Origin of the sequence: Kitasatospora sp. NPDC101155 (genome assembly GCF_044768305.1) — a bacterium.
In the GTDB taxonomy this organism is placed as follows: Bacteria; Actinomycetota; Actinomycetes; order Streptomycetales; family Streptomycetaceae; genus Kitasatospora.
The window spans coordinates 93,343-114,988 of sequence record NZ_JBIWPN010000026.1; the positions used below are offsets into that span (position 1 = coordinate 93,343).

At 72.8% G+C, this 21,646-nt stretch carries 23 protein-coding genes and 2 pseudogenes; 12 read left to right on the forward strand and 13 right to left on the reverse strand.

Translation table 11 applies throughout. From position 1 onward, the window contains the following. Positions 1 to 25: 25 nt before the first annotated feature. Both ACIRYZ_RS30760 and ACIRYZ_RS30765 read right to left on the reverse strand, forming a co-directional pair. Positions 26 to 1,471: a dihydrolipoyl dehydrogenase family protein gene (locus ACIRYZ_RS30760; RefSeq protein ID WP_402950462.1), complete on the reverse strand. Its 1,446-nt coding sequence runs from the start codon at positions 1,469 to 1,471 to the stop codon at positions 26 to 28. A gap of 153 nt (positions 1,472 to 1,624) precedes the next feature. Further along, positions 1,625 to 2,359 (reverse strand): alpha/beta fold hydrolase, encoded by a 735-nt coding sequence (locus tag ACIRYZ_RS30765; RefSeq protein ID WP_402950464.1) that lies wholly within the window; start codon positions 2,357 to 2,359, stop codon positions 1,625 to 1,627. A gap of 102 nt (positions 2,360 to 2,461) precedes the next feature. Here ACIRYZ_RS30765 and ACIRYZ_RS30770 point away from each other — a divergent pair, with 102 nt between their 5' ends. After that, entirely contained in the window at positions 2,462 to 3,478 is a 1,017-nt protein-coding gene (locus ACIRYZ_RS30770; protein WP_402950467.1) for a helix-turn-helix transcriptional regulator, read from the forward strand. Positions 3,479 to 3,527: 49 nt separating this feature from the next. Here the strand turns inward: ACIRYZ_RS30770 and ACIRYZ_RS30775 are convergent, their stop codons facing one another. Further along, the gene (locus ACIRYZ_RS30775; protein WP_402950470.1) at positions 3,528 to 3,917 is read right to left on the reverse strand and encodes a thioredoxin family protein; all 390 of its coding nucleotides are present in this window, start codon (positions 3,915 to 3,917) and stop codon (positions 3,528 to 3,530) included. Between the two features lie 231 nt (positions 3,918 to 4,148). On the opposite strand from ACIRYZ_RS30775, the pseudogene ACIRYZ_RS30780 reads away from it, so the two are divergent. Continuing rightward, a pseudogene (locus tag ACIRYZ_RS30780) lies at positions 4,149 to 4,346 on the forward strand (sigma factor-like helix-turn-helix DNA-binding protein); the annotation flags it as partial. A gap of 417 nt (positions 4,347 to 4,763) precedes the next feature. On the opposite strand, the gene ACIRYZ_RS30785 reads toward ACIRYZ_RS30780, so the two are convergent. From ACIRYZ_RS30785 to ACIRYZ_RS30795, 3 genes are all read right to left on the reverse strand, one after another. Beyond that, entirely contained in the window at positions 4,764 to 5,513 is a 750-nt protein-coding gene (locus tag ACIRYZ_RS30785) for a hypothetical protein (protein ID WP_402950473.1), read from the reverse strand. Continuing rightward, complete coding sequence (locus tag ACIRYZ_RS30790) at positions 5,510 to 6,130, reverse strand: hypothetical protein (protein ID WP_402950476.1); 621 nt, start codon at positions 6,128 to 6,130, stop codon at positions 5,510 to 5,512. The genes ACIRYZ_RS30785 and ACIRYZ_RS30790 overlap by 4 nt, the downstream gene beginning before the upstream one ends. A gap of 181 nt (positions 6,131 to 6,311) precedes the next feature. After that, entirely contained in the window at positions 6,312 to 7,151 is an 840-nt protein-coding gene (locus ACIRYZ_RS30795) for a YndJ family protein (RefSeq protein WP_402950479.1), read from the reverse strand. 158 nt (positions 7,152 to 7,309) lie between these two features. Here ACIRYZ_RS30795 and ACIRYZ_RS30800 point away from each other — a divergent pair, with 158 nt between their 5' ends. Together ACIRYZ_RS30800 and ACIRYZ_RS30805 are read left to right on the forward strand one after the other, a co-directional pair. After that, complete coding sequence (locus ACIRYZ_RS30800; RefSeq protein WP_402950482.1) at positions 7,310 to 7,579, forward strand: DUF1876 domain-containing protein; 270 nt, start codon at positions 7,310 to 7,312, stop codon at positions 7,577 to 7,579. Further along, positions 7,576 to 7,779 carry a hypothetical protein gene (locus tag ACIRYZ_RS30805; RefSeq protein ID WP_402950485.1) on the forward strand — a complete coding sequence of 68 codons (204 nt, stop codon included), beginning with the start codon at positions 7,576 to 7,578 and terminating at the stop codon, positions 7,777 to 7,779. Before ACIRYZ_RS30800 ends, ACIRYZ_RS30805 begins: the two co-directional genes overlap by 4 nt. Positions 7,780 to 7,938: 159 nt before the next feature. Here ACIRYZ_RS30805 and ACIRYZ_RS30810 read toward each other — a convergent pair whose 3' ends face one another. From ACIRYZ_RS30810 to ACIRYZ_RS30825, 4 genes are all read right to left on the reverse strand, one after another. Next, on the reverse strand, positions 7,939 to 8,379 hold the full coding sequence (locus ACIRYZ_RS30810; RefSeq protein ID WP_402950487.1) for a PPOX class F420-dependent oxidoreductase: 441 nt from the start codon (positions 8,377 to 8,379) through the stop codon (positions 7,939 to 7,941). Positions 8,380 to 8,408: 29 nt separating this feature from the next. Next, complete coding sequence (locus tag ACIRYZ_RS30815; RefSeq protein ID WP_402950490.1) at positions 8,409 to 10,019, reverse strand: cytochrome bc complex cytochrome b subunit; 1,611 nt, start codon at positions 10,017 to 10,019, stop codon at positions 8,409 to 8,411. A gap of 268 nt (positions 10,020 to 10,287) precedes the next feature. Continuing rightward, positions 10,288 to 11,826 (reverse strand): MFS transporter, encoded by a 1,539-nt coding sequence (locus tag ACIRYZ_RS30820; protein ID WP_402950493.1) that lies wholly within the window; start codon positions 11,824 to 11,826, stop codon positions 10,288 to 10,290. Between the two features lie 190 nt (positions 11,827 to 12,016). After that, the gene (locus ACIRYZ_RS30825; RefSeq protein WP_402950496.1) at positions 12,017 to 12,697 is read right to left on the reverse strand and encodes a TetR/AcrR family transcriptional regulator; all 681 of its coding nucleotides are present in this window, start codon (positions 12,695 to 12,697) and stop codon (positions 12,017 to 12,019) included. Positions 12,698 to 12,967: 270 nt separating this feature from the next. Between ACIRYZ_RS30825 and ACIRYZ_RS30830 the strand changes: the two genes are divergently transcribed. Together ACIRYZ_RS30830 and ACIRYZ_RS30835 are read left to right on the forward strand one after the other, a co-directional pair. Next, positions 12,968 to 13,549 (forward strand): Uma2 family endonuclease, encoded by a 582-nt coding sequence (locus ACIRYZ_RS30830; RefSeq protein WP_402950499.1) that lies wholly within the window; start codon positions 12,968 to 12,970, stop codon positions 13,547 to 13,549. Between the two features lie 121 nt (positions 13,550 to 13,670). After that, complete coding sequence (locus ACIRYZ_RS30835) at positions 13,671 to 14,459, forward strand: VOC family protein (protein WP_402950502.1); 789 nt, start codon at positions 13,671 to 13,673, stop codon at positions 14,457 to 14,459. Positions 14,460 to 14,494: 35 nt separating this feature from the next. Here ACIRYZ_RS30835 and ACIRYZ_RS30840 read toward each other — a convergent pair whose 3' ends face one another. Beyond that, complete coding sequence (locus ACIRYZ_RS30840; protein ID WP_402950505.1) at positions 14,495 to 14,953, reverse strand: hemerythrin domain-containing protein; 459 nt, start codon at positions 14,951 to 14,953, stop codon at positions 14,495 to 14,497. 77 nt (positions 14,954 to 15,030) lie between these two features. Continuing rightward, a complete protein-coding gene (locus tag ACIRYZ_RS30845) occupies positions 15,031 to 15,627 on the reverse strand; it encodes a TIGR03086 family metal-binding protein (RefSeq protein WP_402950507.1) in 597 nt (198 codons plus the stop codon). Between the two features lie 187 nt (positions 15,628 to 15,814). Between ACIRYZ_RS30845 and ACIRYZ_RS30850 the strand changes: the two genes are divergently transcribed. Beyond that, positions 15,815 to 16,387, forward strand: coding sequence for a DoxX family protein (locus ACIRYZ_RS30850; protein WP_393034129.1), 573 nt, complete (start codon positions 15,815 to 15,817; stop codon positions 16,385 to 16,387). Between the two features lie 111 nt (positions 16,388 to 16,498). Here ACIRYZ_RS30850 and ACIRYZ_RS30855 read toward each other — a convergent pair whose 3' ends face one another. Continuing rightward, positions 16,499 to 17,260 carry a PP2C family protein-serine/threonine phosphatase gene (locus ACIRYZ_RS30855; RefSeq protein WP_402950510.1) on the reverse strand — a complete coding sequence of 254 codons (762 nt, stop codon included), beginning with the start codon at positions 17,258 to 17,260 and terminating at the stop codon, positions 16,499 to 16,501. 140 nt (positions 17,261 to 17,400) lie between these two features. Between ACIRYZ_RS30855 and ACIRYZ_RS30860 the strand changes: the two genes are divergently transcribed. The 5 genes and pseudogenes from ACIRYZ_RS30860 to ACIRYZ_RS30880 form a co-directional block, all read left to right on the forward strand. Continuing rightward, complete coding sequence (locus ACIRYZ_RS30860; protein ID WP_402950513.1) at positions 17,401 to 18,513, forward strand: LLM class flavin-dependent oxidoreductase; 1,113 nt, start codon at positions 17,401 to 17,403, stop codon at positions 18,511 to 18,513. Continuing rightward, the gene (locus ACIRYZ_RS30865) at positions 18,510 to 19,151 is read left to right on the forward strand and encodes an FMN reductase (protein ID WP_402950516.1); all 642 of its coding nucleotides are present in this window, start codon (positions 18,510 to 18,512) and stop codon (positions 19,149 to 19,151) included. Before ACIRYZ_RS30860 ends, ACIRYZ_RS30865 begins: the two co-directional genes overlap by 4 nt. Positions 19,152 to 19,400: 249 nt before the next feature. Continuing rightward, entirely contained in the window at positions 19,401 to 20,462 is a 1,062-nt protein-coding gene (locus ACIRYZ_RS30870) for a Dyp-type peroxidase (protein WP_402950519.1), read from the forward strand. A gap of 14 nt (positions 20,463 to 20,476) precedes the next feature. Beyond that, the gene (locus ACIRYZ_RS30875) at positions 20,477 to 21,328 is read left to right on the forward strand and encodes a family 1 encapsulin nanocompartment shell protein (protein WP_402950521.1); all 852 of its coding nucleotides are present in this window, start codon (positions 20,477 to 20,479) and stop codon (positions 21,326 to 21,328) included. Between the two features lie 205 nt (positions 21,329 to 21,533). After that, positions 21,534 to 21,646: pseudogene (locus ACIRYZ_RS30880) on the forward strand (electron transfer flavoprotein subunit beta); the annotation flags it as partial.

Here is a 21,646-nt window from a genome sequence, read left to right on the forward strand (position 1 = left end):
GCGCCGCTCACCCGGAAGGTGGCGGCTACCCCCGGCAGTCCTCCAGCAGCCGCAGCCACACCTCGCTGATCGTCGGGTACGCGGGGACGGCGTGCCAGAGCCGGTCGATCGGAACCTCGCCGACCACCGCGACGGTGGCCGAGTGCAGCAGCTCGGCGACGGCGGGCCCGACCAGGCAGGCGCCGACGATCATCTCCCGGTCCAGGTCGTAGACCACCCGGGCGCGGCCGCGGTAGCCGTCGGCGTACAGCGAGGCCCCGGCGACGGCGCCGATCTCGTGGTCGACGGCCTTGACCCGCAGCCCGAGCCGTTCGGCCGCCGCCAGGGTCAGGCCGACGGCCGCGACCTCCGGATGCGTGAACACGACCTGCGGCGCGCCCGCCAGGTCGGCGGACGCGGAGTGCGCGCCCCAGCGCGAGGTGTCCAGTGCGCGCCCCTGGGCGCGGGCGGCGATCGCCGCGCCGGTGATCCGGGCCTGGTACTTGCCCTGGTGGGTGAGCAGCGCCCGGTGGTTGACGTCCCCGGCGGCGTAGAGCCACTCGCCGTCGACTCCGAGCACCGTGCAGCTGTCGTCCACCTCCAGCCAGTCGCCCGGCCGCAGTCCGACCTGCTCCAGCCCGATGTCGGCGGTGCGCGGGGCCCGGCCGGTCGCGTACAGCACCTCGTCGGCGGTCAGCCGCTCGTCGCCGGAGAGCGTCAGCGTGACGGGCCCGGTGGCCCCGGCCCGCTCCACCGCGGTGACCACGGCGGCGAACCGGAGGTCCACCCCCGCCTCCCGCAGCCCCTCGGCGACCAGCTCGCCCGCGAAGGGCTCCATCCGCGGCAGCAGCGCCTCCCCGCGCACCAGCAGGACGACCTCGGCGCCGAGCGCCCGCCAGGCGGTGGCCATCTCCGTTCCGACCACCCCGCCGCCGACCACCGCCAGCCGCCCGGGGACGGCGGGCGAGCCGGTCGCCTCCCGGTTGGTCCACGGGTGCGCCTCCGCCAGACCGGACACCCCGGCGGGCAGCACCGGTCGGCTGCCGGTGCACACGGCGACGGCGTGCCGGGCGGTGAGCACCCGCTCGGTACCGTCCTCGGCCTCCACCGTGACGGTCCGCACCCCCGCCAGTCGGCCGTGGCCGCGGACCAGCTCGATGCCGGTGTCCCGCAGCCACTGCACCTGCCCGTCGTCCTTCCAGTGCGAGGTGAAGGAGTCCCGCCGGGCCAGCACCGCTGCTGCGTCCAGCCGCCCGCCGCCCACCGCCTCCCGGGAGCCGGCCACCGAACGGGCGTCGGCCAGCGCGGCGGCCGGACGCAGCAGCGCCTTGCTCGGCATGCAGGCCCAGTACGAGCACTCCCCGCCGACGAGTTCCGCCTCCACGATCACCGTGCGCAGCCCGGCGGCGACCGTCCGGTCGGCCACGTTCTCACCGGTCGGGCCCGCGCCCACGACGATGACGTCGTACTCCTCGGCGGTGCTGCTGGTCATGTCCCGTCCTCCGTGGTCTCGATGGCCACCCGGCCCCCGGGGCGGGGGCCGCGGCTGCCCGTGCTCCCGTACCCGCCACCCGTACGCGGGCGCGGCGTGGGGCCCATCCTGCGACCTGGACGCGCCTTCGCGCGGGCGAACACGCGGATGGGGTCAGATTGCCGCGAGCTCCGCCAGCAGCGCGGCGGTGTCGGCCGGGCGGGAGAACATCGGCCAGTGCCCGGTGGGCAGTTCGCGCAGCTCCCAGTTCGGCCCGTCCAGTCCGACGAACCAGGGGTGGCCGGCCGCGATCATCGCCCGCACCTGGTCGAGCGGGAAGGAGCAGGACACCAGCGCCTGCGGGAGCGCGGCCCCGGCGCCGGTCAGCCGCAGCCGGTCCCGGTACGTTCCGGCCGGCTGCGGGGTGACCCGCGCGCCGACCCGGGCCAGGGTGGCCTCGTCCAGGCCCTCGATGCTGGCGCCGTGGGCGGCGATCACGTCCCAGGGCGGCATCGGGAGGCGGCCGTCGACCACCGTGGCGTCGGCGGCCTCGCGGTAGTCGGGCTGCCAGAGGTCGTACAGCGAACCGCCGTCGATCATCGGGCCGCTGTCCAGGTAGACCACCCGGCGGATCCGCTCCGGCATCCGGTCCGCGACCCCGCCCACCGGGGCGCAGGCGCCGCTGTGCGCGACCAGCACGACGTCCCACAGGTCCTCGCGCACCAGCAGCTCGGCCAGGTCGGCGATGTGGTCCTCCAGTCCGAAGTCGCCCTGCTCGCAGGCTCGTTCGGCCACACCGGGCAGGGTCACCGAATGGACCTCGTGCCCGGCCGCGCGCAGCGGCCCGGCCACCTCGTCCCAGGCCCAGGCGCCGAGCCAGAACCCGGGGACCAGTACGAACGTGCTCATGGTGGATCGCTCCTTCGTGGGTGGGGCCTCCGTCACCGCCGACTCTAGGATCGAATCCGGACAGATCCCGCCCGGATGTCGCGGCAAGGAAGGAGCACCCCGGTGGAACACCCGGTCAGCCGTGTGCTCGCCCTTCTGGAGCTGCTCCAGGACCGTCCCGGCCTGACCGGCGCCGAACTGGCCGCCCGGCTCGACGTCGACGAACGCACCATCCGCCGCTACGCCGCGCGCCTCGCCGAACTCGGCATCCCGGTCCGAGCCGAACGCGGCCGCTACGGCGGCTACCGCCTGCTGCCCGGCTACCGGCTCCCGCCGCTGATGCTCAACCCCGAGGAGGCCGCCTCGGTGGTCCTCGGCCTGCTGGCCGGGCGCAGTTCGGGCCTGTCGGTGGGGGAGCGGGCCGCCGAGACCGCCCTCGCCAAGATCCAGCGAGTGCTTCCCCCGCCGCTGCGCGAACGGATCGCCGCCGTCGAGCAGACCCTCGGCGTGACCGCCACGCCCGCCGCCGGCCCCAGCCCGGCCGTGGCCGCGCTGTTCACCCTGGCCGAGGCGGCCCGCCGCCGGCGCCGGGTGCGGCTCGCCTACCGGGACCGCGAGGACCGGCCCAGCGAGCGCGAGTTCGACCCGTACGGCCTGGTCTTCCACTCCGGCCGCTGGTACACCACCGGGCTCGACCACCGCAGCGGCGAGCCGCGCACCTTCCGGCTGGACCGGATCGAGCGGGTCGAACAGGGCGAGGCGGACTTCGAGCCGCCCGAGGACGTCGACCCGGTGCAGCGGGTGGTGGAGTCGCTGGCCGGGGTGCCCTGGCGGCACCGGGTGGAGGTGGAGCTGGAGACCACCCTCGCCGAGGCCCGCCGTCGACTGTTGCCCGCCGCGGGCACGCTCACCGAGCTCGCCGAGGACCGGGTGCTGCTGCGGGCCCGGGCACAGAACCTGGACGGCGTCGCGGTCATGCTGGCCGGCCTGGGCTGGCCGTTCGCCGTCCGCGAGCCCGCCGAACTGCGGGCGGAGGTCCGGGCGCTCGCGGCCCGGCTCGCCGCCTGGGGCGCGGAGGACGGGCGGGAAGGGGCCGGACGGGAAGACGGCGGGCGGGAAGGGAGCGGGCCGCGGGCATGACGAGGGCCCGGGGAGACACCGCTCCCCGGGCCCGTCAGGTCCGTCCGGATCAGGCCTGGCCGCCGGCCACCTGCTCCTCCGCCACCTTGCGCTTCACCTCGGCCATGTCCAGCGTGCGGGCCTGGCCGATCAGGTCCTCGAACACCGCCTCGGGCAGCGCGCCGGGCTGCGAGAAGACGAGCACGCCCTCACGGATGATCGCCAGCGTCGGGATCGACTGGATGCCGAACGCGGCGGCCAGCTCCTGCTGCGCCTCGGTGTCCACCTTGGCGAAGACCAGGTCCGGGTGGCGCTCGGCGGCCTTCGCGTACACCGGGGCGAACTGGCGGCACGGCCCGCACCATCCGGCCCAGAAGTCGATGAAGACGAAGTCCTTGCCCTCCGGGCCAGGGACGATCTCGTCGAAGTTCTCCTTGGTCAGCTCGACCATGTTGCTCATCTCGCGAATCCTTCCCTTCCGAAGGTGGCGGTACGGACCATCTGCCGGGCACAACGGTGATGCCCGACGGGGTATTCCGGGGCCCTTCCGGATCGAGTACGCGGTCACCACGGACCGTACAGAAGGATGTCCGGTCCGTTCACCGAGGCGGGAGGCTCCCCATGCGCAGCGCCCCCGCGGGGCCAGGGCACGGCCGGCACCCGGTTCGCGCCGACCCCGACCGGCGGCACCCGGCCGCGCGAGGTGGACGCGGCGGTGCTGGAACAGCTGCCCGCCGAGGACGAGATCGACCGGGCGCTGCGGATGATGACCGTCGCGGACGCGCTCGGCGACCTGTCGCCCGCACATCGCGAGATCATCGTCGAGACCTATTTCAAGGGCCGCACCGCCAGGGAGGCGGCCACCGAACTCGGCATCCCGGCCGTCACCGCCGCGGTGCTCACCGCCGACAGCGGCCCCGCCGTGGTCGCCGTCGCCGAGCAGTTCAGCGCCACCGACCCGAGCACCGGCGCCAAGGCAACCGTCGGCGTGGACGGGAAGACCTGGGGCAGCCAGGTCAGCCTGCAACTCAGCGGTGTCCAGGGTCCGTTGACCTGCCGCCTGGTCGCCGTCTCGCACACCGGCGAGCAGCAGACGGTCACCACCTGGAGCGTCCCGGCGGGCGGCTACGACGAGTCCGACTACCGGGGCACCTCTTTGCAGACCACCGGCGGCGCGGCCTTGCAGCCGGGCGACATCGACCACCACTTCGAAGTACGGGTCCAGAACACCGGCGCCCTGCTGGTCGCGATCCCGGCGCACAAGGCCTGAGCCGGCGGGCCTCCCACCGTGTTCGACCGGCGTCGGTCAGGTACCCGGAGGGCCCTCCTCGTCGCGGTAGTAGTGCAGCACGCCCGAGTCCCAACGCACGGTGTACGACTCCAGCCGCTCGATCCGGGCCGTGCCCAGGTGGGTGGGCCAGTGCGGGTTGGGTCCGCCGGTGCCGGTCATGTGCTCCCGGCGCCAGGTCCGGCTCCAGCCGATCCGCAGCTCGGGTTCGAAACTGTGCCACTGCTCGCACGGGCACGGCACCAGCACCCGGGCGCAGGAGCGGCACAGCTCGGCCCGGTCGTGGCCGGTCGACAGCGACACCGCCGGCCCCTCCTCCCCGCAGGCCGGGCAGCCCGGCAGCTCGACCCCGTCCAGCAGCGCGTTCTGCCGCCGGACATAGTCGGGCAGGCTCAACCGCGGATGCAGGAACGGGTCGTTGCGCCAGGCCGAATCCGGTGAGGCCCACGAGTGCTGGTTCCACCACGCCGGCTCGGGCGGCTTCCGACATCCGGCCCGCTTCGCGGCCCTCCGCTGCACCGCGTACTCCTCGGCCCGGGCCAGCCACAGCTGCCGCGCCTCGTGCAGTTCCTCCACCGCCCGCACCAGCGAGTCCGGGTCGGCCTCCAGCAGCCGGGGCATCCGGGCGCTGACGGTGAGGTGGTGGTAGGTGGCGCGGAAGCCGTAGGGGGCGAAGCAGGTGAGGCAGGTGCGCAGGGCGCCGTGGCGCCGGTACGGCGGGAGGGTGGTGTCGTGGACGAGGGCGCGGTAGGTGAGGAAGCTGGTCACGCCGGATCGTCCAGGTCCAGCGCCCGGGCCAGCGCGGCGGTGACGGCGGCGGCCCGCTCGGGGAGCTGCCGCTCGGCCCAAGCGCCCGCCAGCCGGACGAAGTCGCGCAGGTCCTGCTCGGCCCCGGCGATCAGTCGGCGCAGCTCCTCCACCGGCAGTTCGATCACCGGGCTGTTCGCCTCGCTGGTGTCCGCCGTCAGCCGCACCACGCGGCCCAGACGCTCGGCCCCGGCGTCGGGGTCGTGGCCGAACCCGGCCTCGCCGCACCCGTCCGTCACCTCCAGCCAGTCACGCCACTCCTCCAGACCGTTGCAGCAGCCAGGTTCGAGGACGGCGCCGGTGGTGGTGTCGGTGACCCGGAAACCGCCCGGGGCGAACAGGTGCTCCATGGTGAGAAGCCCGTGCAGGAGGGCGCCCAGGGGATCGTCCGGGCGCGGGCCGCGATCCTCGCCCGCCTCCGGGTCGACGTCATTGGTGGCGGCGAGCAGCCAGACCGCAGTGCCGACCTCCTCCGGCGTCAACGTCCCGTCCAGTACGAGGAATTCGTACGGCTTGTGGGCGCCCGTGGGCCACAGCGTGAAGCCGTCGGGGGTGCGGATCTCCAGCACTGGCTGCATCGATATCACCCGCCGATGATGCCGGGGTCGCGGCCCACGGCACCAACCGATTTACGCCGCGTCCGCCGCTGCTACGCCGCGTCCGCCGCGATCGCGGCCAGCACCCGGTGGCGCAGGTGGCGGTACCCGGCGGGCAGCTCGCCGGTGCGGCTGGCGCCCTGCTCGGGGTAGCTGTAGTCGTTCATCGGGAGATCTCCGCGGCGTTGATCCGGCGCCAGGCGAGGAGCGCGCAGAGGGCGAAGCCGAGCGCGTTGCCGAGGCCGTGGGTGGCGGCCATCCAGGCCAGGGTGGGGTGGGGGAGTCCGGCGGCGCGGCCGAAGGCCCACCAGAGGGCGAGCAGCATGGTGAGCGCCAGTACGGCCGAGGAGGCGGCCAGCAGCCGGGCGGTGACCGCGTCCCCGCCGCAGGGGCGCAGTTCGCGCCAGCTGACCAGGCCGACCAGCCACATCCCGGTGGTCAGCACGACCGCTCCGGCGAACTGCCACCAGTCGCCGAGGAAGTACCCGGCCAGGACCAGCAGGGTGCCCGCCGGGACGCTGAGCGCTGCGCAGCGGGCCGGCCCGGAGGCGTGGTCGGCCCGGCAGACCAGCCCGGCGACCAGCGCTGCGGTGAATCCGGCGTAGTGGAAGTGCGGGACGGTCAGCGCCAGGATGTGCGGCTCGAAGCCGAACAGCGGGTAGCCGGAGCGCTCGGCGACCAGGGCGACCCCGGCCACCGAGGGCGCGGCGAGCGCGGTGAGCACCGCGACCTCGGCGGGGGCGAGCGAGCGGGTCCGGGCCAGCCGCAGCGGCGCGTGCAGGGCGACGGCCAAAGTGCCGAGCGCGTAGACGACCGCCGGCCCGGTGGCGAGGGCGCCGCGCGGCAGCCAGAGCGAGAGCGCCCCGGGGACGGCGGCGAGCGGCCACAGCCGGCGGATCCGGGCCAGCCCGGGTTCGTCGATCAGCGCCAGGCCGAGCGGTAGGACGGCGCCCATGCCGAGCAGGACCAGCAGGTCCACCAGTTCCGTCGTGTCCTTGCCCACGGCGGGTGCACCCCCTATTGAACGTGTTCAAATATGCCGTCGTCGCCGACTCTACGTCGCCGAGTTGAACGCGTTCAACTCGCCCCCGGTCCGGCTGCTCTGGTGTTCACGTTGGGTGCGGCGCACTCTGGAGGAGTAACCGATGGAGGTGATCCGCCATGCAGACTCTGGTCGGTTGGCACATCGAGATGGAGTTCCGCGAGGACGGCCCCCGGACGAGCGCGGCCGCCATGCTCCGGCTCAGCGACGGGACCGAAATGCGTGCCCACGGCTACAGCAGCCGCCACCCCTCCGACCCGGAACAGCTGCGGGTCGGGGAGGAGATTGCGGGCGCCCGTGCGCTCAACGACCTCGCCTCGCAGCTGCTCACCAAGGCTCACGGCGAGATCCAGCAGGTCAGCCCGGTCCCGACCCACCCGCTGACGTGACCGCCCCGGACCCGGGCGCGGACCAGGCCGGACGGGAATCGCACCGCCCGCGCATCCCGCTGATCTGCCCGCGCTGCGGGCACGAGCAGCGGGTCGTCCCCGGCGGCCCCGAGCGCACGATCAAGGTCGTACACGTGGCGACCGGCCGGGAGGCCTGTGAGCCGGGGGACCTGGCCCGGGCGCCGGACGACGGGCCCTGACCCCGGCGGGTGCCGGTGACGGGCAGGTGCCGGTGACGCCGAGTACCGGGCCCCGTTCCCAGGGGTCCCGGCACTCGGCGGGCACGAGGCCGCCCGCAGGCACGAGGCCGCCCGCGGGCTCGACGGAGCCCCGACGGCCGCCAGTTGACGCAGTACGTCTCAGTTGATGCAGTACGTCGCCGGCGGCCGCCACTCCGGCCCGACCAGCCGTTGCTCCAGCTCGTTCAGCGTGATCCGGATCCCGACCGTCCCCGCCAGCCCCACCCGGAACCGGCTGCGGGCCAGCGCGATCAGCGCCGTCAGGCCGTACTTGTTGATCAGCGAGGTGCGGTAGCGGGCCGTCGCATCGGGGTCGCAGAGCCGTGCGCGGGCCGGGAGTCGCCGGCCGGTGGGGCGCCCGTGGGCGTCGCAGGGGCCGATCAGCACCCTGGGATGGCGCCGGATCCGCTCGGCCTCGCCGGAGTGGGCGGGGGTCCAGACACCGAGCGCGGTGCCGTCGGACACCACCCAGAGCTGCGAGTCCAGCCGGGTTCCGTCGTCACCGAAGGTGGTCAGCAGGAGGTATCTGCTGTCGGCGAGCTGGTCGGTTCGGTCGTGCACGATGTCCTCCCTCTGGTGTGGGGGGCGGGTCAGTGCCCGTGGCCCTCGGCGAGCTCGCGGTACTCCTCGGCGGTGGGCTTGGGGATCCGCGCGTGCTCGCCGTGGAACCCGTGGGACAGCCTCGCACGGGTGCGGGTGAGCGCACCCGCCGGGTGGGCGACTCCATTCTCGTCCACCGCGGGCGGCAGTTCGAGGGGGCGGGGCTGCTCGTGCGCCGTGAGCCGGTGCAGTTCGGCGGGCGCGAGCCCGGCGTGCAGCTCGGTGAACTCGCCGTGCGGCAGCCGTTTGATCACGCCGGTCTCCCGCCCGTGCAGCACCTTGTCCCGGTCCCGCCGCTGCAGGCCGAGGCACCAGCGCTTGGTGATCACGAACACGGCCACTGGGACGACGAAGACGCCGATCCGCACCGCGTAGGTGATCGCGTTGAGTGACAGGTGCAGGTGGGTGGCGATCAGGTCGTTGCCACCGCCCGCGAGCATCACCAGGTAGACGCTGATCCAGGCTGCGCCGAGCGCGGTGCGCACGGGCGCGTTGCGGGGGCGGTCGAGCAGGTGGTGCTCCCGTCCGTCGTTCGTCACCCAGCCCTCGATGAACGGGTAGACCGCGATCGCGCCGAGGATCAGCGGGAACAGTGTGAAGGGGATCAGCACCCCGAGGTTGAGGGTGTGCCCCCACAGCCCGATCTCCCAGCCGGGCATCACCCGGATCAGGCCCTCGGCGAAGCCCATGTACCAGTCCGGCTGCGCGTCGGTGGAGACCTGGTCCGGCCGGTACGGGCCGTAGGCCCAGATCGGGTTGATCGTGGCGACCGTCGACATCAGCGCGACGATCCCGAACACCAGGAAGAAGAACCCGCCGGCCTTGGCCAGGTAGACCGGCATCAGCGGCATCCCGACCACGTTCTTCTCGGTCCTGCCCGGGCCCGCCCACTGGGTGTGCTTGTGGTAGAAGACCAGGATCAGATGCGTCACCAGCAGGCCGAGCATGATGCCGGGGATCAGCAGCACGTGGATGGTGAAGAACCTCGGGATGATGTCGTGCCCGGGGAACTCCCCGCCGAACAGGAACATCTGGATGTACGTGCCGACCAGCGGCACGGCCAGCAGCACGCCCTCGATGAACCGGATGCCGGTGCCGGAGAGCAGGTCGTCCGGGAGTGAGTAGCCGAAGAAGCCGTCCAGCATGCCGAGGAACAGCAGCAGGAAGCCGAACACCCAGTTGATCTCGCGCGGCTTGCGGAACGCGCCGGTGAAGAACACCCGCATCATGTGCACGAACATGGCCGCGACGAAGACGATCGCCGCCCAGTGGTGGATCTGACGGATCAGCAGCCCGCCGCGCACCTCGAAGCTGATGTCCACGGTGGAGGCGTAGGCCTCCGACATCGAGATGCCCTTGAGCGGGACGTACGAGCCGTCATAGATCACCTCACCCATGCTCGGCTTGAAGAACAGGGTCAGCCAGACACCGGTCAGGATGATGATCAGGAAGGTGTAGAGGCAGATCTCGCCCAGCATGAAGGACCAGTGGTCCGGGAAGATCTTCCGCAGGTTGGCCCTGGCCAGGGAGTAGATCCCCAGCCGGCCGTCCGCCCAGTCGGCGGCCCGCTGCCCCCGCCCTGGGTTCTGATTCCGGGTCATGTGAACGCACCTCAGTCCGAAGGAAACGGGGATAGTTCCCCGATTCGCGCTGAGGTCACCATAATCGGGGAGAGATCCCCACTTCCAGTGGGGGGTGGCTCCCCAGTTCCCCGGCTGCCCGTCGGCTGCCCGTCCGCCGCCGTCGCGCCGTCGACGCCGAACGCGCGGGCCCGGGACATGCGAGCGGCCCGCCCGGTGCCGTGGAGGACACCGGACGGGCCGCGTACGCACCCGAGTCACCCGGATGACGGGCGGTACCCCGAGAGGGTCAGTGCACCAGCACCGGCACCTCGTCGCTCTTCACCGAGCCCGAGCCCGCCCCGGCGCCCGCACCCGCGGCGCCGGGCCGACCGGCGTTGATGAAGGTGAAGGCGACCGCGGCGGCCGCCACCAGGATCCCGAAGGAAACCCAGATCGCGGTCGTGAACCCGTGCACCATGCCGCCGAACTGCAGCGCCTTGGTGGCCTCCGGGGAGGCGAGGGCTGCGGCGGTGGCGTGCGAGGTCAGCCAGCTGGTGGTGGCGCTGGCCGCGATGGTGTTCAGCAGCGCGGTGCCGATGGCGCCGCCGACCTGCTGCGAGGTGTTGACCATCGCCGAGGCCACGCCCGCGTCGCGCGGCTGGACGCCGTACGTGGCGAGGCTCATGGCCGGCATGAACGCGGTGCCCATGCCGAGGCCCATCAGGACCAGGCCGGGCAGGATCAGCGCCGGGTACGAGGTGTCCAGGCCGATGTGGGTCAGCAGGAACATGCCGGCCGAGGCGGTCAGGAAGCCGGGCGCCATCAGGTAGCGCGCCGGGACCCGGGTCATCAGCCGGGCGCCGATCTGGGTCGAGCCGGTGATCATGCCCGCCACCATCGGCAGGAAGGCGACGCCGGTCAGCACCGGGCTGTAGCCGCGCACGATCTGCAGGTAGTAGGTGAGGAAGAGGAACAGACCGAACATGCCGATCACGGCCATGCCCAGCGACATGTACACCCCGCCGCGGTTGCGGTCGAGCACCACGCGCAGCGGCAGCAGCGGGGCCTTGACGCCGCGCTCCACCAGGACGAAGGCGGTCAGCAGCACGACGGCCGCGGCGAACAGCGCCAGGGTGCTGCCGGCCGTCCAGCCACTGGACTCGGCGCGGGTGAAGCCGTAGACCAGCGAGACCAGGCCGGTGGTCACCAGCACCACGCCGGGGATGTCCAGCTTGTTGCGGTTGCGGCCCTCGGCGGGCTCGCGGATCACCATGACGGCGCCGGTGGCGGCCACGATGGCGAACGGGATGTTGACGAAGAAGGTCCAGCGCCAGTTCATGTACTCGGTCAGCAGGCCGCCGAGGATCAGACCGATGGCGCCACCGCCACCGGCGATCGCGCCGTAGATGCCGAAGGCCTTGGCGCGCTCCTTGGCCTCGGTGAAGGTCACCGCGAGCAGCGACAGCGCGGCCGGCGCGAGCAGCGCGCCGAACACGCCCTGCAGGGCGCGGGCGCCGAGCAGCATCGCGGTGTTGGCCGCGGCGCCGCCGAGCGCGGAGGCGAGGGCGAAGCCGGTCAGGCCGACCACGAAGGTCCGCTTGCGGCCCCAGAGGTCTGCGATCCGGCCGCCGAACAGCAGCAGGCCGCCGAAGGCCAGCGCGTAGGCGGTGATCACCCACTGGCGGTTGCCGTCGGAGATGCCCAGGTCCTTCTGGGCGGAGGGCAGGGCGATGTTCACGATGGTGGCGTCGAGGACGACCATCAGCTGGGCGAGGCCGATGAAGATCAGCGCCTTCCAGCGCCGGGGATCGGGCAGTGTCGCCGGGCGGGCGTCGGTTTCAGGCATGGGGGTACTCACTTCACGGTGCGTGGCGTGCGAGAACGGTCAACCGCCGTACGGGAACGGACGGTTGCCGCAAGGGCTCAGGTGCGGGTGCGGGTGCGGGCGCGCGAGGGCGTCCGGAGCCGGCGCCGGTCAGCGGCGCGGCGGCAGGGTGCTGGGAGGTCGGATCAGTGGTGTGGGTCCAGGTGGTGGGTCAGCCCTGGGGTCGGAAGTCCTCGAAGGTCGCGGGTCGGCCGGGCAGGACCGAACGCGCGGGCGCGCGCAGGCCGTCCAGGAAGAGCTGCAGGTGCCGGTGGACGAACTCGTCGAGCAGTCCGCAGGAGGTGCCCGGCAGTGGCCGGGTGAGCTGGCTCATCGCGATGAACAGGTCCCCGTGGTCCACGTCGGACCGCAGTTCGCCCGCGGCCCGGGCGCGCTCCATCAGTCCGCTCACGGCGGTCCGCAGGCGCTCCCGGATCTCGGTCAGCTCAGGGTCGTAGGGGTCGATGGTGCTGGTGAAGACGGCGCAGAGCCCGCCGACCTTCTCCGCCACGGTCGCGTGCGCGAACCGCTGCAGAGCGTCGAACGGACCGCCGCCCTCGCCCGCATCCGCCTCGGCCGTCGCCGTCTCGGCCAGGGCCAGGATGCGGTTCTTGACGAGCAGCGCCACCTCGCGGATCAGTGCCACCCGGTCCGGGAAGTTCCGGTACAGCGTGGCATTGCCGACCCCCGCCCGCTTCGCGATCTCGTCGAACGGTACATCGGCACCGTGCTCGACGAACGCGTCCCGGGCCGCCAGCACGATCCGCTCCCGGTTCCGGCTCGCGTCCGCGCGCAACTTCGGCGCACGCACACTCCCCGCGGCAGGGGCCGACTCGGCGACGACGGTGGTCATGGTGACTGCTCCTTCAGGATACCGGGGAAATTCTCCCCGCTTAAGCCAGCGTAGTCGGAAACGGGGAATCTGTCCCCGCTATTTCCCGGCACGGTGTGACCTGCGTCACATGTCTGTCGCGGTGTCGTTGACCGGTGCGAGGTTGCGCAAGCTCTCCCGTGAGGCCTTGCGGAACGGGTGGCGGCGCTATCGTCGGAAGCCATACAGCCCGTAACCGCCCGCCGGTGTGCTCGTTGTTCCGGAGGGTGCCCAGGCGAAGGAGGAAGGCCCGTGACTGCGATCTCCGACCGCCCGCAGATGCTGCCCGAGGAGTTCGAGGAATTCGCTCGTCATCTGGCCACGACTGCCGAAGGCATCCGGCCGGAGTTCATCAACGGGAAGCTGGGGGTCAAGCCCGTGCCGGACGGTGACCACGGCCGCATCATCCAATGGCTCAATCGGATCTGCATCCAGGCTCGGCCAGAGCTCTATCTTCACGATCAAGGACTCAAGCTGCAGGGCTGCCGGGGTGGATTCGCTCGCCCGGACGGCACGCTGGCCGACGCGGATGCCTTCGTGGGCCACGGCGACTGGGCTGAGACCGAGCAGGTGCTCATGGTCGCGGAGGTCACCTCGTTCGACTCCGACACCGACCGCCGCGACCGCGTCGAGAAGCCCCGCGCCTATGCCGAGACCGGCATCCCGGTCTACCTGCTGATCGACCGGGACTCCGCCGAGGTCGTCGTCCACAGCCGGCCCGACGGCGTCCGGTACGAGGCCGTCCAGATCCTCCCCTTCGGCAAGACCGTCCACCTCCCCGACCCGGTCGGCATCTCCCTGGACACCGAGCCGCTCAAGAACTGGGTGCGCTGAGCCCGGCCATGCCTTCACCGGGGTGGTACGCCCGTCGGCCTAGGCTGTGGGCGTCCCGGGCGGCCGGTGGGTCGTGGGAGTCGGGAGGGGCCCGGCGGCCGGGTGGGCGAGGAGGTTCGCGATGGGCAGCGGTGAGACGACCGCCATGGTGCGCTGCGTGGCGGCCGTTCCGTGCTGGGTGAGCCTGATGGCCCGGGACCTGGAGGGCGCCAAGGAGTTCTACGGGCCGCTGCTCGGCTGGGAGTTCGAGCCCGAGTCGGAGCGCTTCGGCCCGTACCTGCACGCGGTGACCGGCGGGGAGGCGGTGGCCGGGCTGGGGGTGGCCGGCCTCGGGGCGGTGCCGCTCGCCTGGACCAGCTACTTCGGGACGGAGAGCGCCGACGCCGCCGCCGACGCGGTGCGCGAGCGCGGCGCGACGCTGGCCGTCGGCCCGCTGGCCTTCGACGAAGGGAGGGTGGCCTTCGCGGCGGACCCGGCCGGGGCGGTGTTCGGCATCTGGGAGGGCCCGCTGGGCCGCGCCCGGAAGCTGGACGTCCCGGGCGCGCCGGTCTGGATCGAGCTGCGCACCCCGGACCCGTTCGCGGCGGCGCTGTTCTACGGCCAGGTGTTCCGTTGGGACGGCCGTGACCCGGAGCGCTTCGAGGTCCGCTGGGAGCACGACCGGGTGGTGCTGCGCGCCGAGGGGCACAGCGTCGCGGCGCTGGCCAAGGAGCAGGCGGGCGGCCCGGCGGGCATGCCGCCGCACTGGGAGGTCTCCTTCGCCGTCCCGGACACCGACCGGGCGCTGGCCCGGGCGCTTGAGCTGGGCGGTTCGGCGGTCGGTCCGGCCTTCGACTCCCCGTACGGCCGGGTGGCCCGGCTGCAGGACCGCGAGGGCGCCCGCTTCGCGGTGATCAGTCCGAAGAGTTGATCAGCCCGCCGAGTCGATCGTTCCGTCCGGGCTGATCAGCCCGACGAGCCGAGCTCCGCGCGCTCCGCCCGCAGCCGTTCGCCCAGCGCCGCCCGGGCTTCGGCGGGCAGGGCCTTGCGGGCGGCCGGGAAGAGCAGCTTCTCCTCGCCGCTCAGGTGTCGCCGGACGGTGTCGGCCAGGCCGCCCAGTAGCGCGTCGAAGCCCGGGTCGGCCGGGCCGAGCCCCTGCAGGTCGGCGAGGTACTGCCCGATCGCGAGGTGGTCGTGGATGCTGCTGAACACCAGGGCTCCGCCGTCCGGCACGTCGTGCTGGACGACCGGGAAGAGGTGCTCCTCCTCGGCGGCGCAGTGGGTGAACAGCAGGTCGGTCAGCCGGGTGACCAGCTCGGCGCGCTCGGCGGAGCCGGCCGGGGAGGCTTCGACCCGGTCGAGCAGCTCGGTGACCGCGTTGTGGTCGGCGGTGAACTCGCCGAGGATGTCCGGCCTGCGGCTCATGGCGCGCCCGCCTCTCCTACGGGATCAGGACGTACCCCCGTACTCTCCAGTATCCGGCGCGCCCGGATTTACCCGGTTCAGCCTCCGTCCCGTCGCCCGGTGAGCGCCAGCAGCTGGGCCTGCGGGCCCGCGTCCTCGGCGACGGGCAGCGGCGGGCCGAACAGCCCGCTGCCGGAGAGGTCCCCGTAGCCGCTGATCTCGCCGAGCGCGAAGTCCACCAGCTCCGCCGGGATCCGGGTGCGGGTCCCGATGCCCTCGGCGAGGTCCCAGGTGTGCACCACCAGGTCGGTGGTGAGCTGGTCCAGGTAGTACTGCCCGGAGACGTCCGCGAAGGACAGGTGGACGGTGAGCTCGGTGGCGCCGGGGACTTCCCAGGCGTGCCGGGCGGCCTCGGCGGCGGCCGTCCAGGCGGCGACCGGGTCCGGGCCGAGCACGTCGCCGTCGAAGCGGCTGCCGACCTCGGTGATGGTGGCGCCCATCAGCAGCTCGGGCACCCAGAGCTGCTCGCCGGTGAGGTGGTTGACCAGGTCGCGGACCGACCAGTCGGCGCACGGGGTGGGGGAGTCCCACTGGCCGGGTGTGACCAGCCGGACCCGCTCGTCGAAGGCGGCCAGCGCCTCGGGGTAGGGCGTGCCGGACTCGGCGGCCCGCCGGTGTCGCCTGCGTTGAGCCATGCCTCCACCCTGCCCCGGGCCGGGCGGGGCCCGCACCTCGCTCACTGACCGTCAGTTGTTCAAATTCGAACTCCAAGGTACGGTCGAGGAGCGGCCGGTTCAAATTTGAACAACAGGCGGGCCCGCCACACTCCGCCCGGCCGCATCACCACACCCCGACGACCGACCCCGATCGATGGAGACGCGCATGCCGAGCAGCAGCCCGAGCACGACCGCCGCCACCACCCCCACGGTCCGCACCGCCCGGGACTTCTCCGGGCCCGCGACCACCTCCCCGCACGCCTATGACGCCGGGCTCCTGCTCCTGCGCCTGGTGCTCGGCCTCACCATGGCCGCGCACGGCAGCCAGAAGCTGTTCGGCTGGTTCGGCGGGGGCGGCATCGACGGCACCGGTCAGTTCTTCACCATGAGCGGCTACCCGGCGGGCAACACCATGGCCGTGGTCGCCGGCCTCACCGAGATCCTGGGCGGACTTGGCCTCGCCGTCGGCCTTTTGACCCCGCTGGCGGGCGCCGCGATCGTCGGCACGATGGTCAACGCGATCGCCGTCACCTGGGGCGGCGGCTTCTTCGCCCCGAAGGGCAACGAGTACGAGCTGCTGCTGACCGCGGGCGCCGCCGCCCTCGCGCTGACCGGCCCGGGCCGCTACGCCGCGGACCGCTTCCTGCCGGTGCTGAAGGCGCACCGCCTGGCGTACGGTGTGGCCGCCGTGCTGGTCGGCCTGGCCACCGCCGGGGCGATCCTGTTGCTCCGCAAGTAGCCCCGACGGTCCAACTGTCGGGTCCTGGGGCCGTGGTGACCTATCGTCACCACGGCCTCCGCGTGTTTCCCGCACGCCTGCTGCGACTTCCGGGCCGGCGTGCTTGCCGGCTCACTCGCCGATCCGCACCAGCGCCAGGGTGATGTTGTCCGGTCCGCCCGCCTCGATCGCGGCCTTCCACAACTCGAACGCGGCCCGGCCGTCGGCCCGTTCGGACCCTTCGTGCGGCCGGGCGAGCAGTTCGGCCAGCTCCTCCTCGGGCACCGGGTCGGTCAGTCCGTCGCTGCACACCAGGTAGCGGTCGCCGGCGGCCAGCGGCGCGGCGCGGACGTGCGGTTCGACGAAGGTGAGCCCGAACGAGCCGCCCAGGGTCTGGGTGACCACCGAGGTGGTGCGCCGGCCGGGCGGCAGCGGCGGGCTGTCGTCGACGCTGACCCGGCGCAGCCCGTCCCCGGTGACCCGGTAGACCCGGCTGTCGCCGACGTTGAAGGCCACCGCCTGCTCGGGCAGCAGCACCAGTCCGGCGATGGTGGTGCCCATCGCGGCCAGCTCCGGATCTCCGGCCGCGGCCGCGTGCACCGCCCGGTTGCACTCCTGCAGTTCCTCCCGGACGGCCTCCTCGCCGTCCAGCGCGCCCCCCGCGACGGCGAGCCGGCGGGCGACCAGGGCGCTGGCCACCTCGCCGCCGGGGTGGCCGCCCAGGCCGTCGGCCACCGCGACCACGCAGGGCGGGCCGAGCGGGAAGAGCAGGGTCTGCGGGTTGGTGGTCACGGTGGCGCAGAGCGTCCACGGTCCGACCGTGAGGCTGTCCTCGTTGTGCTCCCGCACCAAGCCCTCGTGGCTCAGCGCGCTCACCGCGATGTACGGCGCCATCGGTTCGCCGTCCTTCCGGAGCCCTCCTCCCATTGTCGTCGTCCCGTCTTCGCTTGTCGGCGGGAATAACGCCCCTCGGCCGGATGCTAGGGTGGTTGAAAGTTGAACGACCTGGAACCGTCTGGAGTGTGGTGAGCGGCATGCAGTTCGGAATCTTCACCGTCGGCGACGTCACCCCCGATCCGACCACCGGCCGCACCCCGAGCGAGCACGAGCGGATCAAGGCGATGGTGGCCATCGCGCGCAAGGCCGAGGAGGTCGGCCTGGACGTCTTCGCGACCGGCGAGCACCACAACCCGCCGTTCGTCCCGTCCTCGCCGACGACCATGCTCGGCTACATCGCCGCGCAGACCGACCGCATCATCCTCTCCACCTCGACCACGCTGATCACCACCAACGACCCGGTGAAGATCGCCGAGGACTTCGCGATGCTCCAGCACCTCGCCGAGGGCCGGGTGGACCTGATGATGGGCCGCGGCAACACCGGCCCGGTCTACCCGTGGTTCGGCAAGGACATCCGCCAGGGCATCCCGCTCGCGGTCGAGAACTACGCGCTGCTGCACCAGCTGTGGCGCGAGGAGGTGGTGGACTGGCAGGGCCGCTTCCGCACCCCGCTGCAGGGCTTCACCTCCACCCCGCGCCCGCTGGACGACGTCCCGCCGTTCGTCTGGCACGGCTCGATCCGCAGCCCGGAGATCGCCGAGCAGGCCGCCTACTACGGGGACGGCTTCTTCGCGAACAACATCTTCTGGCCCAAGGAGCACTTCCGGAAGCTGATCAACCTCTACCGCGAGCGCTACGCCCACTACGGCCACGGCACGCCCGAGCAGGCGATCGTCGGCCTCGGCGGGCAGGTGTTCATGCGGAAGAACTCCCAGGACGCGGTGCGCGAGTTCCGCCCGTACTTCGACAACGCGCCGGTGTACGGGCACGGGCCCTCGCTGGAGGAGTTCACCGAGCAGACCCCGCTGACCGTCGGCAGCCCGCAGGAGGTCATCGAGAAGACGCTGACCTTCCGCGAGAGCTTCGGCGACTACCAGCGCCAGCTGTTCCTGATGGACCACGCCGGCCTGCCGCTGAAGACCGTGCTGGAGCAGCTGGACCTGCTCGGCGAGGAGGTCGTGCCGGTGCTGCGCGAGGAGTTCGCCAAGGGCCGCCCGGCCGATGTGCCGGACGGGCCGACCCACGCCGCGCTGGTCGCGGCCCGCGACGCCCGCGCGAACGACGAGAAGGCCGTGGAGGTGGCCAAGTGACCGTGTTCAAGCTGGCGGTGGTGGGCGCCGGGCTGAGCAAGCCGTCCTCGACGCGCCTGCTGGCGGACCGGCTCGCCGAGTCGACGGTGCGGCAACTCGCCCCGGACGGGCGGGAGGTGGAGGTCGTCGTGGTCGAACTGCGGGACCTCGCCGTGGACATCGCCAACAATCTCGTCACCGGCTTCCCGGCCGCCGCGCTGCGCGAGGCGATCGGGGCGGTGACGGAGGCGGACGCGGTGATCGCGGTGACGCCGATCTTCACCGCCTCCTACAGCGGCCTGTTCAAGTCCTTCTTCGACGTGGTCGACCAGGACGCGCTGACCGGCAAGCCGGTGCTGATCGCCGCCACCGGCGGTACGCCCCGGCACTCGCTCGCCCTGGAGCACGCCGTCCGGCCGCTGTTCAGCTACCTGCGCGCGGTGGTGCTGCCGACCGCCGTCTACGCGGCCACCGACGACTGGGGCGGGGCGGGCGACGCGCTCACCGACGACCTGCCGGGCCGGATCGACCGCGCGGCGGGCGAGCTGGCGGCCCTGCTGGCCGGCCGCGGCCCGGCGGCGCGGAGCCGGCGCTCGACGGCCTCGCTGCCCGAGCAGGTGGTGCCCTTCGCCGAGCAGCTGGCGGCGCTGCGGGTCTAGCGCCTGTCCTCGCCTGCAGCAGGGGTGAATCACTCTGACGGCCCCGTCGGACCATCGTCCGGCGGGGCCGTCAGGCCTGCCCGGCCGGGCCGTTCGGCTGGGTGTCGACCGCGCCGAATTGTCCGCTGTGCGATGTAATCGTTGGCATGATCAGATTGGCACTGATCCGTCATGCTCTGCACCCATCCTTGCGGGGCGCCCGTCGTGAGCCCGATGCGTGACAACCGGTGCGTGACAAGGAGCGCAGCCATGCAGCCCGAACCGCAAGCCGTGCTCTCCCCGCTGACCGGCGCGGCCGTCTTCCTGGTCCTCACCGTCGAACCCGGCGGCGAGGACGCCGTCCGCGAACTGCTGCCCGACCTCGCCGGACTGCGCCGGGCGGTCGGCTTCCGGGCCCCCGAGGGCGGCCTCACCTGCGTCACCGGCATCGGCTCCGAGCTCTGGGACCGCCTCTTCGACGGCCCCCGGCCGGCCGGCCTCCACCCCTTCCAGGAGGTGGCCGGTGCCCGCCACCGCGCCCCGGCCACCCCGGGCGACCTGCTGCTGCACCTGCGGGCCGAGCGGATGGACCTCTGCTTCGAGCTGGCGGGCCGGCTCACCACCCGCCTCGCCGGGGCGGCCACCGTGGTCGACTCCGTCCAGGGCTTCCGGTACTTCGACGACCGGGACCTGCTCGGCTTCGTGGACGGTACCGAGAACCCCGAGGGCCGAGCGGCCGGGACCGCCGCCGTGGTGGGCGAGGAGGACCCCGGCTTCGCCGGCGGCAGCTACGTCATCGTCCAGAAGTACCTGCACGACCTGGACAAGTGGAACGCGCTGAGCGTCGAGGAGCAGGAGGGGGCGGTCGGCCGCACCAAGCTCACCGACATCGAGCTGGCCGACGACGTCAAGCCCGCCGACTCGCACGTGGCGCTCACCGTGATCACCGGCCCGGACGGCGAGGAGCGGAAGATCGTCCGCTTCAACATGCCCTTCGGCTCCTTCGGCCCCTCCGGAACGGCCGGGAGGGGCGGCGAGTTCGGCACCTACTTCATCGGCTACGCGCGCGACCCCGGGGTGACCGAGGAGATGCTCCGCAACATGTTCATCGGCAACCCGCCGGGCACCACCGACCGGCTGCTCGACTTCTCCACCGCGGCCACCGGCACGCTGTTCTTCGTCCCGACCGCCGACTTCCTGGACTCCCCACCGCCCGCGTCCGCCGCCGCGTCCGCGTCCGAGCCCGCCGCCGTCCCCGCGTCCGAGCCCGCCGCCGGCCCCGCGCCCGCGGACGGCTCGCTCGGCATCGGCAGCCTCAAACAGACCCGCTGAAGAGGACCCCGCGCATGAACAACCTCCACCGGGACCTCGCCCCGATCTCCGCCGCCGCGTGGGAGGAGATCGAGGAGGAGGCCCGTCAGACCTTCGAGCTGCACATCGCCGCCCGCCGGGTGGTCGACCTGCACGGCCCCGAGGGCACCACCCTCGCCGCGGTCGGCACCGGCCACCTGACCGGCATCGAACCGCCCCTCGACGGCGTTCGGGCGCACGCCCGCGCCAGCCGTCCGGTGGTCGAGCTGCGCGTCCCCTTCACCGTCGCCCGCGCGGCGGTGGACGACGTCGAACGCGGCTCCCGGGACTCCGACTGGCAGCCGGTCAAGGACGCCGCCCGCACCCTCGCCCTCGCCGAGGACCGCGCCGTCTTCGAGGGTTACCGCGCGGCCGCCATCGAGGGCATCCGGGCCGGCTCCAGCAACCCGCCGGTCCAGCTCCCCGGCGACGTCCGCGAGTACCCCGAGGCCGTCAGTCGCGCCCTCACCGCGCTGCGCCTGGCCGGCGTCGGCGGGCCGTACTCGCTCCTGCTCGGGGCCGCGGCCTTCACCGCCGTCAACGAGACCAGCGACCACGGATACCCCGTCCACAACCACCTCGCCCGTCTCCTGGACGGCGACATCATCTGGGCCCCCGCCATCGAGGGCGCCTTCCTGCTCTCCACCCGGGGCGGCGACTTCGAACTCTTCCTCGGCCAGGACGTGTCCGTCGGCTACCTCTCCCACGACGCCGACTCCGTCCGGCTCTACCTCCAGGAGTCGCTGACCTTCAGCGTCTACACCGGAGAGGCGTCCGTGGCCCTCGGCGGACCGGCGGCGACGCCCGCGGACGGCACCAGGGCCCCCGGTCACCGGGAAGGGTACTGAGTGCCTTTACCAGGGGTACTGAGTGCCGTAAGCTCTCCGTGGAGCCTCTGACGCCAGTCGAAGAGAGCCGACACGGCATGCCGGTCCAGGTGGCGCTTGCGGCGCGCGGGCCGCGGCCGGGCCGGACTTGGCACTCAGTACCCTCGGCATGACCTGAGGCCATGGATCCAGTGCATCCGTGCACCCGTGACAGGAGATACCGCTCATGAGCTTGAGGATCGTCGTCTGTGTGAAGTACGTGCCGGACGCGACGGGTGACCGTCGTTTCGCGGACGACCACACCACCGACCGGGAGGGCGTGGACGGCCTCCTGTCGGA